We start from the raw sequence: 13,534 nt of genomic DNA, 5'->3' as shown, positions 1-13,534 counted from the left end.
CGCGGCTCAGAACAGGAGGCCGGCGGGCTGTGGCACGCCGAGGAAGCGGTTGAAGAGAAGCCAGAACAGGACGCCGCCGAAGATCGCGGTGGCCGGGATCTTCCAGTTGCGGTCGGCGCCCTCGTAGAAGGCCACCGCCGCGATCATCAGGGCGATCGAGACGGGATAGCCGAGATAGGGGAGGGCGACGACGTAGGCCGCGCAGATCGCCAGGAAGCCGAGCGCGCGGGGCAGCCTTGACTCGTGATCGGCCTCCTCCTCGTCGTTGGCGACCGCCTCGGCGGCGACGGGACGCAGGCCCAGGAGGGCGCGCGCCACGATGGCGAGCGCGAGGACGGCGAGAAGGCCGGCAAGGATGACGGGCAGTCCGCGTGGCCCGAAGGCATCGTCGAGCATGGAGTTCGGGATGGTCTCGGCCGACCAGAAATAACCGCCGGCGAAGACCAGCAGCACGAGGCCGCCAATGAGATCGTTTTTCATGAAGATCCGTTCCGTGGGATCGCAGGATGTGGACGAGGCGATCGCGGCGTTCGGCCGGGAGCGGGCCGGCCGGGACGGCCGCCCGCTCCCGAACCCGTCACTGAATGACGCCGGAGCTCTTCAGGAAGGCCGCGGTCTTCTCGGCGAACTGGTCCACGAAGGCCGGGTAGGCCGTGTGGTCGATGAAGTTCGCCACGAGGCTCTCGGTCTCATAGGATGTCCTGTAGCCGGGATCGGCGAGGGTCGCCTGGGCCGCCTTGTCCCAGATGGCGGCGATCTCGTTTGGCAGGCCCTTCGGCGCGGCGAGCCCGCGGAACTTCTGGACGGAGACGTCGAAGCCGCTCTCGCGCACCGTGGGGACGTCCGGGAAGCCGGGCAGGCGCTCGGGATTGAAGGTCGCGAGGAGGCGGATCTGCTTGCCTTCGAGCTGCGCGCGCAACTCGGCTATCTCGCCAATGCCGATGTCGAGCGTGCCGTTGAGGACGTTGATCATCATGTCGCCGCCGCCGTCGTGCGAGACGATCGCCGCCTCGACGCCGGCTGCGGTCTTCAGCTGCTCGGCGGCTTGGCGCTCCAGGGAAGCGGGATTGGCCGCGCCCCATTTGCCGCGCTCGGACTTGGCATGGGCGATGACGTCGGCGAGCGTCTGGTAGGGGCTCCCGGCCGCCGTGTAGATCACCTCGGAATCGGTGAAGAAGTTCACGACCGGCTGGAGGTCTTTATAGGTTGCTTCGGGCGAGGACAGGAGGGAGGTATAGATGTAGGTCGGCGTCGTCGCGTAGAAGACCGTGCCGTCGGCCGGGGCAGAGGCGAGGCGCGCCATGGCTTTCGCGCCGCTGCCCCCTTGAACGTTCTCCACGATAAAGGTCGCCGCGATCTGCTTTTCGAGATAGCGCGTCAGCTGGCGCAGGAAGACGTCGCTGCCGCCGCCGGGACTCGAATGGGTGATCAGCGTCACCACCTTCTGCGGATAGGCGAGCGGCTCCGCCATCGCGATGCCGCACAGGCCGGCGAGCATGGCTGCCGCCGCGATCGTCCGGACGGACGGCTTGAAGCTGTGGAACATCTGGTTTCCTCCCCGATGAGGCTCCGCTTCTGTCGAGCGTTCGAGCCTTCGTTTGCGATGATTACGCGACTCTGGCCGGCCCCTCATCTGGTTCGGCTCGCGGTTCGATGCCGAACCCGTGCTCCTCGACCGCGCGGACCATGAGGCGCTGGCGACCCAGCTCGACATGGTCGAAGGCGGCGCGATAGGCTCGGGCCGGATCGCGGGCTAGAACGGCGTCGACGATGGTTTGATGCTCGCGATGCGAGATCTCCATCGTGTCGCCCGTCATGAGGTTCTGTCCGCGAAAGAGGCGAAGCTGCTTGACGAGGCTGCGATACTGCGCGGCCAGGACATCGTTGCCGCCGGCCTCCACGATGAAGTCGTGGAAGGCGAAGTTCAGCGGAAAATAATCGGCGAAGCGATGCGTCTGCGCGGCCGAGCCCATCGTCCGATGCATCTCGGCCAGCCGGGCGAGGTCGCCGTCGCTGCCCTCGGTCGCTAGTAGCTGCGCGGCATAGCCGAAGAGAGCGGCCCGCACGCCGTAGACTTTCAATGCGGTCGCCGTATCGATTCGGCGCACGAAGATGCCCCGGTTTGGCACGGCCTCGATGAGGCCGGAGGATTCGAGCGTGCGAACCGCCTCGCGCACGGGGCTCCGGCTGACACCGAAGCGCTCGGCCAGCTGCATCTCGTTCACGCGATCGCCGACGACGAGCTCACCCTCAAGGATCAGCCGCTCGATCTCAGCCTCGAGCCGGGTCGCGAGAGAGTGCTGCTGGAGGAGGGCGAGTTTGGCTCGAACGCTAACCATGAGGACTGCTTACGATGACACTCTGCATATTGTCAACGATTTTCGATTTGGCAGAGCGCTGAGTGCCGAAGGCGGTATTAGTGCATCCTCTGGTATACGCTGGCGAGGAATGCCGCAGTAAAGTGGTGATTCAATCCGTTCTGAGCAGAGGGCAACGTAAATGATGGGCGAGCGAGCGACGGTTCAGGACGAGTTGTTCTACGAGTTCAGCCTCGAGCCTCACGTGCCGCAACGGCATATTCTGCGCACCAACGACCGCTTTGTGGACCTGTCTGGCATCCGTCGGCATCTGGCGCCGTACAACAGCGCGATCGGACGCCCTTCGATCGATCCCGAACTCCTTATCCAAGCCCATGATGATCTCGGCCTTTGGCCGGAACCCTCATCGCCGATGCGGGCTACGGCTCGGCCAAGAGGCTGGACTGGCTTGTCCACGAACGCGGGAGCGAGCCGCATATCCCGATTTTCGACAGGTCGCGGCGCCAGGACGAGACGTTCTCACGCGAGGACTTCGCCTATGATCGCCACCAGGACCGCTACACCAGTCCGGCAGGCAAGACACTCGAACTCTACCGGCGCCGCTTCGCCACGCTGCGCAATGGGATCAATCAGAACAAAACGCTGCGCTACCGGGCCAGCCAAGGCGACTGCAGGGTTTGCGAACTGAAGTCGCGATGCTGTCCGAATGCGCCCGCCCGGAAGGCGACGCGATCGATCTTTGAGGGAGCCGGGGACATGGCGCAGGCGATCGCCAGACCGATGCCTACGGGGTGTCACGACGCCAGCGAAAGAAGGTCGAGGCTGTTTGCGCATCTCAAACGCATCCTGAAAGTCGACTGCTTGCGCCTGAGGGGCCCGAACGGGGCCCGGGACGAATTCCACCTTGCTGCCACCGTGCAGAACATAAGGAAGATGGCCAAGCTTTACGCTGCCAAGCAGCTGATCCCGGCAACCTGAGGGGCGATAACCACATGCGGACCTCGCGGCGTCCCTAAACGACGAGCGCCTCCGCGTCCGCGTCGCAACCAACACGGCCTTTTTCAACACTATCGACCCATGCAGGCCTTTGACCAAACGAGTAACAGTCAGCTTTTGCTCGAAGCCGACATTCGATGAGCCGCGCGAGAGTGACGGCTTCGTCCCAATGCCAGTCGTTCTAACCGCCGTTCGCAGCTTAGATGCGTGCAGGCGCGCAAGAGGTCGGCCGATAAATTGCCGACCTCTTTTCGTTTGTAAGTTTCGACTGGCCTTGCGATCAGAAGCGGTAGCGCAGCGACCCGATGATGTTACGGCCTTCATCGCGATAGCAGAAGCCCGCTTGGCAACTGGCATCGCGCTTGTCAAAGAGGTTCTTGGCGTTCACCTGCGCGAAGACGCCGTCCAGCTTCGGATTGGCCTTGCCGAAGTCGTAGGAGGCCATCGCATCCACGAGAAGGCGATCGTCGTTCTTGAACGTGTTCGTGTCGTTGCCAAAGCTTTCGCCGAGATAGCGCAAGCCGCCGCCGAAGCCGAACCCTTCCACCGGCCCGGTCTGAACGGTATAGTCGCTCCAGACCGAGAATTGGTGCTGGGGTATGCCGGACGGAAACGAGCCTTCGTTGTCGCCTGCGGTGATCTCGAGATCGAGATAGGTGTAGGCGGCGGTGAGATTTAGCCCGGCCATCAGACTGGTCGTCGCTTCGAGTTCGAAGCCCCTCGATTCCACCTCGCCCTGTTGGATCTGGAAGCTGAGATTGTTCGGATCCTGCGCGAGAACGTTCGTCTGGCGAATGCGGAAGAGCGAGGCGTTAATGATGAGGTTCAGATCGTCGGGCGCGTACTTGATGCCGATCTCTTCCTGCTTTCCCTCGGTCGGGTCGAACGCGCCGCCGGTGGCGCTGCGTCCTATGGTCGGTGCAAAAGAGGTTGAGTAGCTGACATAGGGCGAGATGCCGTTGTCAAAGAGGTAGGCGAGCCCGACACGACCGGAGAAGTTCTCATCATCCTGCTCGCCGCTTCCCGCAGCTCCGTTTACGAAGTCGTAGCGCTTGGTGTTCAGCCAGTCGTAGCGCCCGCCAAGGGTCAGAACGAAGCGGTTGTACTCGAGTTGATCCTGCAGGTAGAGCCCCGTCTGGCTCTGCTGGGTCGTGACGTTGTTGAGGTCCAGCGCGAGCGGTGCCGCAATGTCCTGCGCACCGTAGTTCAGGCTGACGAGATCGAGATCCGGTGCTGGCCCGAAGCCGAAGCGGTCGTTGACGTCGACATAGGAGTAGTCGAGGCCGCCGAGGAGCGTGTGCTTCACAGGCCCGGTGTCGAAGTTCGCTTGCGCCTGGTTGTCGACGACGAAGGAGTCGAGCGCGTCCTTGATCCGCCATGCCGACCGGGAGGCCGACAGGCGATCCGGAGCAATGGCATCGACCTGCGTATACTTTACGTCGGCATCGATGTGCGCGTAGCGAAGGTTCTGGCGGACCGTGAAGGTCTCGTCGAAGCGATGTTCGAACTCGTACCCGATGCGGCCCTGCTGCCCGTCGAAGTCGCCGAAAGCCGGATCGCCCGACTCGAGATTGGTGACGCGGCCGCCCTCGTTGACATAGGACGAGTTTCCGCCCGTCTTGAAGTCCATGTGCTCGCCGAGAACGGTGAGATGCGTTTTGCGGTCGTCGGAGCGGAAAGTGAGGGCGGGAGCGATGAAGACCCGGTCGTCCGGCGCACTGCGCAGTTCGGTTTCGGCGTCGCGTGCAAGTCCGGTAATGCGGTAAAGCACGTTGCCGTTGGCATCGAGCGGGCCCGATGCGTCGAAGTTTGCCTGGTATCGGTCATTCGAACCGATCTGCGTCTCGATTTCCCGGAAAGGCTCCTCCGTCGGTCGCTTGGACACGAGGTTGACGATGCCGCCCGGCGAGCCGCCGCCGTAGAGCACCGAGCTCGGACCCTTCAGGACGCTGATGCCCTGGAGGCCGTAAGGCTCGGTCTTGAAGATCGAGAAGGCACCGTTCAACTCGCGCAGGCCGTCCCGGTAGACGCCGTTGTAGGTAACGTCGAAGCCGCGGATGGTGAAGCTGTCGAAGCGCGGATCGAAGCCGAACGCGCCGATGCGCACGCCGGGCGTATAGGTCAGCGCTTCCGACAAAGTCTGGACCTTGCGATCCTCCAACTGTTGCCGGGATATGACGTTGACCGTCTGTGGTACCTTCTTCAGCGGTGTATCGGTCTTTGTCGCCACTGTCGCCGATTTGGCAACGTAGCCTTCCGTATCGAGGCCTCCGCCTTGTCCCTCACCCAGCGTTCCCGATCCGGCGCCCCCCTCCAACGTGACCGTGTCGAGCACAATGGGTTCCTGCGCCCTTACGTCGTGCGTGCCGATCGCAGTCAGACAGGTGCAACCCAATAGAGCGGCGGCGAGGAAACGCATGCAGCGAGTAGAGGACGGCATAATGTAAAAAATCCTGCTGGGACGGCTTGGTACCGCCATCAGTCAGGGTTAGGAAAACAGGAGTTTATGAGTCAACATAAACCATCCTGAAGCCTGAATGGCCTTTCAGAGATCGACCGCATTGCGGCAGAAAGGTCACAAGATTTGGACATGTTCCAGGAAGGGCCGAACGGTCAGCCAACCTCTTTGCCAGACACGCGATGGTTCGACATCCCCGGAGCGGACGGTGCTCTCTGGCGGCTCTTCGTCCATGTGCCGCCTGGAAATGCGCCGCCTGCCGGATGGCCTCTTCTGGTGATGACCGACGGCAACGCGATGATCGCCACGGCAGTGGATGCGCTTCGAGTTCAGGCGAGCTACCCGATGGGTACGGACGTGCAGCCGGGTGTAATCGTCGCGGTGGGTTATCCCGTCGACGGTGCCTACGATCCGCTACGTCGATCATGGGACTTGTCGCCGCCTCCGGGGCGCACCTATCCGCCCTTTTCCGAGGGTGCGCCTTCGGTCGTCACGGGGGGCGCTGATCGCTTTCTGAGCTTCATCGAGGTGGAGGTAATGCCCTTCCTCGCATCACTGGCTCCGATCGACCCGGCCCGTCGAACCCTGTTCGGCCACTCCTTTGGCGGGCTCTTCGCCCTCCACGCCCTCTTTGCGGGATGCACGACATTCTCGCGTTACGCTGCAGCCAGCCCGACGATCTACTGGGAGGATGGACTTCTTCTGGATAGCGAGAGGCGCTTTACAGCCTCTAGAACGGTCAGAGATGTCGTGGTCCACCTTTCGGCCGGAGAGTTCGAGGGCGATGTCCTGGCGCCGTTCCAATACGGTCGGGAGGACACGGAGAAGCGACTGGAGCATGCCAAGTCGGCGCGGACGCTCTCTTTGACCCAGGCCATGGCATTGAGGCTGGGCGCTTTGCCGAGGATGAGCGTCACCTACGAGACCTATGCGGGCGAGACCCACATGACGATGCTTCCGATTGCAATCTCCAGGGCCGTGAGGGTCGCCTTCAGGATCTCGGCGTAGCGTTTCTCGGTCCGTTGGAAAGCGGTCGTCGTCCCATGACTGGACGGCTCTCCGCTAGCTAGCGGCTGGCACGTCCTGGTTCATGTGTGGAACCGCGACGCCCACCGATGCGCCCGGCCGGGACAGGACCTCCATATCGATGCCGTAGACGCGTGCGAGGGCAGCCGGGGACATGAAGCTCGACGGCTTCTCGTTCGCGACGAGGCGCCCGTCGCGCAGCGCGACGATCCGGTCGCAGAAGCGAGCCGCCATATTGACGTCGTGTAGCACCACGACGACGCAAAGCGACCGATCGTGTCCGAGGCATCGTATGAGGCTGAGCACCTCGATCTGGTGCGCGATGTCGAGTGCCGAGATCGGCTCGTCCAGAAGCAGGCAGCCCGCACCCTGCGCGACAAGCATGGCGAGCCAGACCCGCTGCCGCTCGCCACCCGACAGCGTATCGACGTCACGGTCCGCGAAGGCGAGAGTTCCCGTCATCTGCATCGCGTTCTCTGCCGCAGCGGCGTCCGCACCGGTGAAGCGGCCGAAAGCGCCGTGCCAGGGATAGCGGCCAAGTCGCACCAGATCCCTCACCAGCAAGCCGGTGCCCGCCGGCGGGTCCTGCGGCAGGTAGGCGATGCGGCGGGCGAAGTCGCGCGTGCTCCAACTCCCGATCGGTCGATCCTCGAAACGGATCGTGCCGGACGTCGGCTGTGTCTGACGTGCCAACATTTTCAGAAGCGTCGATTTGCCCGAACCGTTCTGGCCGACGAGACCGATCACCTCGCCGCCAGACAGCGAGAGCGTCAACGAATGGAGGATGGTCCGCCCGGCCGCGTCGAACCGGACGGCGTTGAGTTCGAAACCGGTCGTGGCGCCTCGCGGGTGCTGCTCAATGGTGGTGGCCACGTTCATGATACGCGCCTTTGCAGAAGCCAGAAGAGGACAGGCGCGCCGACGAGGGAAGCGACGAGCCCGGTTGGAAGTTGGAACGGAAAGGTGGCAACGCGCGCCACCCAGTCCGCCGCGACGAGGATGGAGGCTCCGGCGACGGCGCTCAGGAGCAGCGCCGGAACCACCGCACGGACACCGGCAAGTCGCACCAGATGAGGTGCGATCAGGCCGACGAAGGTTAGAGGACCGACCACGGGCGTGGCAGCCGCTGTCGCCAGGGCAGCCAGCGCGAGGAGAAGAAGACGGGCTGTTCGCACGCCGAGGCCGAGGCTCGCCGCAGTGGCGGGGCCGAGCGACAGAAGCTCCAGCGGCCGCCCGGCAAGGACGGCCAGCACGAGCACGAGAGCCGCGGCTCCCGCCGCCATGACGGCCCCGAACGGCTCCACAGTTGAGGTCGCGCCGGCCATCCATGACAAGAGCTGCACGGCGCGGGGGTCGCCTGCCGCCGTCACGACGCCGATCACGGCATCGAGCAGCGCCGAGATTGCGATACCTGCGAGCAGCATGCGCTCCGGCGCATATCCGGATCGGCGCCCGAGGGCGAGGATGAGGAAAAGCGTCGCGAGCGCGCCGGCGAAGGCGGCCATCAGCGCTCCGCTCGGCGAGAGCGTGCCGAAACCAAAGAGCGCAATGGCAACCGCGAAGGTCGAACCCGCGCTAATACCGAGAATTTCGGGGCTTGCCATCTCGTTGCGCGTCAGGCGCTGGAGTGAGAAGCCGGCGCTGGCAAGGAGAGCGCCTGCCGAGACCACAGCGAGGACGCGCGGCCAACGCCACGGAAGGACGGTCGTCATGTCCGACCGGCCAAGCCAATGCCATTCGCCTTCCGGGGCGCGCCCGAGGAACAGGGCGGCCGCGATCAGGAGAGCCGTGCCGAGCCCCGTCGCCGCGAGCCACAGGCCAGACCTTCCGGGGCGGCGAGCCAAAGCTCCATGCGAGCCGCGTGCGGAAGGCGGACGCATGGCGCCTTGGAGGCGGGGCAGAAGCCAAAGCAGGATGGGTGAGCCGAGGATCGCCGTGACGGCGCCCGTTGGCACGAGATCGGAGGACGCGCCGGCGGCGAACTGAACGAGGAGATCGGTCAGCAACAGCAGAAGCGCGCCGATCACGCTTGACCAGAGGAGACGCGCGCGAAAATCGCGAGCGCCCGCCAATCGCGCCATGATGGGCGCCACCAAGCCGACGAAGCCGATCACGCCGACCGCGCTGACGGTGAACGCGGACAGCGCGACGGCAAGTGCCACAGCCTCGAGCCGCAGCCGGGCGACCGGCAGGCCGAGGCCGCGTGCTGCGTCGTCGCCGAGCTCCAGAAGGGACAGCGGTCGCAGGAGCAGAAGCGCAAATGGGGCTGCCAGCCCCAAGCGAAGCGCCAGATCCAGGCTCGGCGTCCAACTCTGCTGGCTCAGCGAGCCGCTGCCCCAGATGAACAGGCTCACCAGCCAGCGGCTGTCGATCAGGGTCAGTATGGAGGCGAGCGCTCCGCAATACAGGCCGACAAGAAGACCCGAGAGGACGAGCGGCACCGGCGCAAAATCCTGTCGCCTGGCGAGCGCGAAGACGAGGGCCGCCGCCAGCGATGAGCCGGCGAGAGCCACGAGATCGCGACCCCAGCCGAGCAGGGCCGGCGCGAAGAGCGTCGCCAGCGCCAGCGCCAGCCGCGCGCCCGCATCGATGCCGAGCGTCGTCGGCGAGGCGAGCGGATTGCGCAAGGCCTGCTGGAGCAGCGCGCCGGATGCCGCAAGCGCTGTTCCGCACAGCACCGCCATAACGAGGCGCGGTAGCAGGGCGTAGAGGAGCACCATGCGCCCCGGTGCGTAGGCGACCGCGCTTTCGCGCCAGACTACCGCGAGGGCCGGCCCGATGAGAAGGATTGTCAGGACGAGTGTCGGAAGCGCGAAGCAGAACGCGAGGAGCGCTGGCCCGCGCAACGGCTGCCTGACGGCAGATGCTGGAGTTGCTGAAATCACGCTCTTCCCTTCTCCAGCGCATCGAGGATGAGGGTGGCGAAGCGGCGCGCGGAGGGGATCCCACCGAACACGAGGACCGTGGGGAGAACCGGGATCTTTCCATTCCGGACGAAGGGAAGCTCGCGCCAGAGCGGGCTGTCGGGCAGCGTGGCCGCGACATCGTCCGGCATAAAGTCCGCCACCACGACTGCGTCCCCCAGAGCCACCAGTCGCTCGAGGCCGATCGTCGAGAACCCCCAGTAGTTCGTGGGCTCTTCCCAGGCGTTGCGGAGACCGAGACGGTCGAGGACGTCCTGGTAGAGGCCTGGCCGTCCTGTCACGCGCACATGGCGTTGATCAAGGAAGGACAGGATCGCGACGGGATGGTCGCGGAAGGGCCGGGCGCGAGCCGCGCTTTCGTCGAAGAAGCTCTCGGTCTCAGCGAGGTAGCGCTCCGCCTCTGCAGACTTGCCGACGATCGCACCGATCTCGCGCGTTGCCGCTATCGCCTTTGGAAAGGGCGAGCCGCCTTCCGAATACAGGTTGATCCGCCGAACCGGCGCGACACGTGTCAGACGGCTTTCGGTGAGAGCGACGAAGTCCGTCGTCAGGATCAAATCGGGCTTCAGGGCGGCGAGCAACTCCATGTTGGGATCGAGGCTGGCTCCGAGGTCCACCGTGTCAGGTGCCAGGGGAGGTTCGCGGACCCACTTCTCCCAATCCCGCCCATCCCCGATCGCGATGGGCGGGCATCCGAGGACCATCAGCGTCTGGGCAAGCGCGTAATCGAGGGTCGCGACACGTAGGGTAGATGCCCGGACTTCGCCTCCGCGCAGCACCAGAGGCAATGCAAGGAGGGTGGCGACGAGGGACCGTCGGCGTCGATCGGGGGCAGAACGCATAGGCGTGATCGTGTCGCGGTCGCGCCGAAGTCCAGCGGCGGGGGCATCGCTCGGGATGGATTGAAACGGAACTGAACGCGACATCGAATATCCATGGTTCGCCGAAGGCTTTAAAGCCTGCGAGGTACCGATCGACGTCGAACCTTAATCTGACCATCTTTGTCAAGTTTAATCTTAGCGTCGCGTCTTATGTCGGATCGCTATTAAGCCGCAGGTCGGCGAATTCTCCGCTGCATTATGGTCACCTTCAGATCCTATGCTGTTACTGCTTCATCGAAACGATTTCTTCGGTCACGAGGATGCGCTACTCCCATTGGATAAGCTACGTCTGCTTAGGAGAAGCCGACGAACCCGTTTGACAGTTTTAATTGGGTCGATTGCGGATCGGCAGCTATCCGCCATCCCATCTAGAAAGCTGCCGTTCTGGTTTCGGCCCATTGCTGCATCAAACGTCATCTCTCCTTGGGCACAGTCGAGTCCTTCGGTCGCGCATCCCTGATTTCTCGTTTCGTAGAGACCGATAGGCGCTGCGACTGGATTGCCGAGGCGGTCTGGGGAATCATTCCAAGTCCGGCTGGCTTCGAGATCCAACATGGAGAGAAGCCTCATGACCGACACGAACCGACGCACGTTTCTAGCGGGAGCCGCCTTGACGGCAGGCGCCGCGGCCAACTTTGTCTCGACCGCGACGGCCCATGCCCAGTCCGGCAGCGGAAGTGGCGCTGCTGCTGCAACCGCTCCGAACCCGGCAGATTACCCGAAGCCACCCTATCCGACCGACATGCAGCCTTGGCCAGGGCTCGCATCGCGCATGAACCCGCGGCCCGACCACGGGGAGACGAGCTACAAGGGATCCGGCAAGCTGGCGGGTAAGAAGGCGCTCATCACGGGTGGCGATAGCGGCATCGGCCGAGCAGCCGCGATCGCCTATGCTCGCGAAGGCGCAGATGTCGCTATCAACTATCTGCCTCAGGAAGAGCCCGATGCGAAGGAAGTTGTTGCGCTGATCGAGGCGGAAGGCCGCAAGGCGGTCGCGATCCCCGGAGACCTCCGTTCGGAGGAATTTTGCCGCAGCTTGATCTCGCAGGCTGCCGACCAGCTCGGAGGCTTGGACATCCTGGTCAACAACGCTGCCCTCCAACAGACGCGTCCTTCGATCGCCGACATCTCGTCCGAACTCTTCGACGACACGATGAAGACCAACGTCTATGCCCCGTTCTGGCTGGCGAAGGCTGCCCTGGAACGGATGGGTGCGGGAGCCGTGATCGTCAACACCTCGTCCGAGCAGGCGGGCAACCCGTCACCCGAGATCATGCACTACGCTATGACGCGCGCTGCGGTGTTGAACTTCACCAAGGGCCTTGCAAAGGAACTTGCGCCGCGCGGCATCCGCGTCAACGCAGTGGCGCCGGGTCCGTTCTGGACTCCGCTTCAAGTGTCCGGCGGGGCGACGGAGGAAAAGCTGCGCACCTTCGGCGGCGACTCACCCATGGGCCGTGCCGGGCAGCCCGCCGAGATCGCGGGCCTCTACGTCGCAGCCGCCGACCCGCTTCTCAGCTATTCGACGGGCCAGATCTTCGGATCGTCCGGAGGCAACGGCCAGCCGGCCTGAGCGAAACACAAGCTGGTCAGGCAGTTCGGTTCTACGGGAACATCGGACTGATCGGGCACGCCCGATCCGGAGACCGGGATCGGCCGCTGGAGCGAGGCGGCCTTCCAGCGTTCGATGCGCGAGGGCGTCGATCGCGAGGGGCGCCACCTCTATCCCGCCTTTCCCTACGACCACTACACGCTGGTCTCGGACAAGGACAACCGCGCCCTCTACGCCTATCTCATGACGCGCGAGCCCGTGTCCGCCGAGTCGCCTGAGAACAAGCTGCCGTTCCCTTTGAACGTGCGCATGGTGCTGGCCGGCTGGAAGCTTCTGTTCTTCCGCGAAGGCACATACGAGCCCGACCCGGCGCAGACCGTGGAATGGAACCGGGGCGCCTATCTTGCCGAAGGGCTCGGCCATTGCGGCGCCTGCCACAGCCCGCGCAACGCACTGGGCGCGGAGAAGCGGGGCAAGGCGCATTTGGCCGGCGGCGAGTCCGAGGGTTGGACCGCCTATGCCCTGAACGAGACGTCTCCTGCCCCGATACCGTGGGACGTCGACAGCCTGACGCACTATCTTCACAAGGGTTGGGAAGCCCGACATGGAATTGCGCGCGGGCCCATGGCCCCCGTCAACGCCAATCTCGGCACGCTGCCGGAAGCGGAATCGCGCGCCATCGCGACCTACGTCGTCTCACGCATGGGCGAGCCGTCGCATCCGGAAGGGATCGAGATCATGGCCTTGCTGCCCGACCATCCCCCGGTCTGGTTCTCCTGGCGCGGATCGCGACGCCGCGTCCGGCGAGCCGACGGTCCCGAGCGCGTCTTCGGCGAATAGTGGAAGCGCGACGCCGAGCTTGCGACGGTGCGCGATTACTTCCGCGTCGAGGACGATGCCGGCGAGCGCTTCTGGATCTTCCGCGCCGGTGACGGCGAACACCCCGAGACGGGATCCCACCGCTGGTTTCTCCACGGCATCTTCGGGTGACCGGGCGTGTCTGACCCCGCGCATCGCTACGCCGAGCTCCAGGTCACCTCGCACTTCTCGTTTTTGCGAGGCGCCTCGTCCTGCGAGGACCTGTTTGCGACAGCAAGCCTTATGGGCATCGAGGCCTTGGCGGTCGTCGACCGCAACAGCGTGGCCGGGATCGTCCGGGCGCACGTGGCGGCGAAGGAAACGGGCATGCGTGCTATCGTCGGCTGCCGCCTCGATCTGACCGACAATCTGCCGATCCTCGTCTACCCGACGAACCGCGATGTCAAACGGCCTGCAAAACTGGGTCTGACTCACAACTGATGCAGTTTGGCGGCGGAAATGGCGATTTACGTTGGAGATCGCTGCCATGTCGTGCCGCCTTTCGCTCTCAACCGTTGTTC

The 13,534-nt window shown here is 64.4% G+C and carries 10 protein-coding genes and 2 pseudogenes; 5 read left to right on the top strand and 7 right to left on the bottom strand.

Translation table 11 applies throughout. The features are described from left to right. Positions 1–6: 6 nt before the first annotated feature. The 3 genes from ASG62_RS12725 to ASG62_RS12715 form a co-directional block, all read right to left on the bottom strand. Positions 7–480, bottom strand: coding sequence for a tripartite tricarboxylate transporter TctB family protein (locus ASG62_RS12725; RefSeq protein ID WP_056699202.1), 474 nt, complete (start codon positions 478–480; stop codon positions 7–9). A 97-nt stretch (positions 481–577) separates the two neighbouring features. After that, positions 578–1,546, bottom strand: coding sequence for a tripartite tricarboxylate transporter substrate binding protein (locus tag ASG62_RS12720; protein ID WP_056699205.1), 969 nt, complete (start codon positions 1,544–1,546; stop codon positions 578–580). Positions 1,547–1,607: 61 nt separating this feature from the next. Then, positions 1,608–2,339 carry an FCD domain-containing protein gene (locus ASG62_RS12715; protein ID WP_082537488.1) on the bottom strand — a complete coding sequence of 244 codons (732 nt, stop codon included), beginning with the start codon at positions 2,337–2,339 and terminating at the stop codon, positions 1,608–1,610. A 369-nt stretch (positions 2,340–2,708) separates the two neighbouring features. Between ASG62_RS12715 and ASG62_RS12710 the strand changes: the two genes are divergently transcribed. Continuing rightward, the gene (locus ASG62_RS12710) at positions 2,709–3,296 is read left to right on the top strand and encodes a transposase (RefSeq protein WP_056699208.1); all 588 of its coding nucleotides are present in this window, start codon (positions 2,709–2,711) and stop codon (positions 3,294–3,296) included. Between the two features lie 298 nt (positions 3,297–3,594). Here ASG62_RS12710 and ASG62_RS12705 read toward each other — a convergent pair whose 3' ends face one another. Further along, a complete protein-coding gene (locus ASG62_RS12705; RefSeq protein WP_244487683.1) occupies positions 3,595–5,733 on the bottom strand; it encodes a TonB-dependent siderophore receptor in 2,139 nt (712 codons plus the stop codon). A gap of 171 nt (positions 5,734–5,904) precedes the next feature. Here ASG62_RS12705 and ASG62_RS12700 point away from each other — a divergent pair, with 171 nt between their 5' ends. Then, positions 5,905–6,780 (top strand): alpha/beta hydrolase, encoded by an 876-nt coding sequence (locus ASG62_RS12700; protein WP_056699239.1) that lies wholly within the window; start codon positions 5,905–5,907, stop codon positions 6,778–6,780. Between the two features lie 54 nt (positions 6,781–6,834). Here ASG62_RS12700 and ASG62_RS12695 read toward each other — a convergent pair whose 3' ends face one another. Genes ASG62_RS12695 through ASG62_RS12685 form a run of 3 tightly spaced genes read right to left on the bottom strand, consistent with a single transcriptional unit; the run spans position 6,835 to position 10,564 of the window. Beyond that, positions 6,835–7,677 (bottom strand): ABC transporter ATP-binding protein, encoded by an 843-nt coding sequence (locus ASG62_RS12695; protein WP_056699216.1) that lies wholly within the window; start codon positions 7,675–7,677, stop codon positions 6,835–6,837. After that, positions 7,674–9,644, bottom strand: a complete 1,971-nt coding sequence (fhuB, locus tag ASG62_RS12690) for a Fe(3+)-hydroxamate ABC transporter permease FhuB (protein ID WP_056699218.1) — start codon at positions 9,642–9,644, stop codon at positions 7,674–7,676. Before fhuB ends, ASG62_RS12695 begins: the two co-directional genes overlap by 4 nt. A gap of 35 nt (positions 9,645–9,679) precedes the next feature. Further along, positions 9,680–10,564: an ABC transporter substrate-binding protein gene (locus ASG62_RS12685; protein WP_210168396.1), complete on the bottom strand. Its 885-nt coding sequence runs from the start codon at positions 10,562–10,564 to the stop codon at positions 9,680–9,682. 607 nt (positions 10,565–11,171) lie between these two features. Here ASG62_RS12685 and ASG62_RS12680 point away from each other — a divergent pair. The 3 genes and pseudogenes from ASG62_RS12680 to ASG62_RS12670 all read left to right on the top strand — a co-directional run. Beyond that, entirely contained in the window at positions 11,172–12,176 is a 1,005-nt protein-coding gene (locus ASG62_RS12680; RefSeq protein WP_200944769.1) for an SDR family oxidoreductase, read from the top strand. A gap of 633 nt (positions 12,177–12,809) precedes the next feature. Beyond that, a pseudogene (locus tag ASG62_RS25585) lies at positions 12,810–13,145 on the top strand (DUF6504 family protein); the annotation flags it as partial. A 6-nt stretch (positions 13,146–13,151) separates the two neighbouring features. Further along, a pseudogene (locus ASG62_RS12670) lies at positions 13,152–13,412 on the top strand (PHP domain-containing protein); the annotation flags it as partial. Positions 13,413–13,534: the final 122 nt, after the last annotated feature.

Origin of the sequence: Aureimonas sp. Leaf427, from assembly GCF_001425485.1 — a bacterium.
Lineage (GTDB): Bacteria > Pseudomonadota > Alphaproteobacteria > Rhizobiales > Rhizobiaceae > Plantimonas.
The sequence above is the reverse complement of the archived record's forward strand: the minus strand, read 5'-3'. Positions and strand labels throughout refer to the sequence as shown.

Bases quoted from the DNA above. Each gene is read 5' to 3' on its own strand.
- ASG62_RS12725 (WP_056699202.1), bottom strand. From the start codon at position 480: ATGAAAAACGATCTCATTGGCGGCCTCGTGCTGCTGGTCTTCGCCGGC.
- ASG62_RS12720 (WP_056699205.1), bottom strand. From the start codon at position 1,546: ATGTTCCACAGCTTCAAGCCGTCCGTCCGGACGATCGCGGCGGCAGCC.
- ASG62_RS12715 (WP_082537488.1), bottom strand. From the start codon at position 2,339: ATGGTTAGCGTTCGAGCCAAACTCGCCCTCCTCCAGCAGCACTCTCTC.
- ASG62_RS12705 (WP_244487683.1), bottom strand. From the start codon at position 5,733: ATGCGTTTCCTCGCCGCCGCTCTATTGGGTTGCACCTGTCTGACTGCG.
- ASG62_RS12700 (WP_056699239.1), top strand. From the start codon at position 5,905: ATGTTCCAGGAAGGGCCGAACGGTCAGCCAACCTCTTTGCCAGACACG.
- ASG62_RS12695 (WP_056699216.1), bottom strand. From the start codon at position 7,677: ATGAACGTGGCCACCACCATTGAGCAGCACCCGCGAGGCGCCACGACC.
- ASG62_RS12685 (WP_210168396.1), bottom strand. From the start codon at position 10,564: ATGCGTTCTGCCCCCGATCGACGCCGACGGTCCCTCGTCGCCACCCTC.
- ASG62_RS12680 (WP_200944769.1), top strand. From the start codon at position 11,172: ATGACCGACACGAACCGACGCACGTTTCTAGCGGGAGCCGCCTTGACG.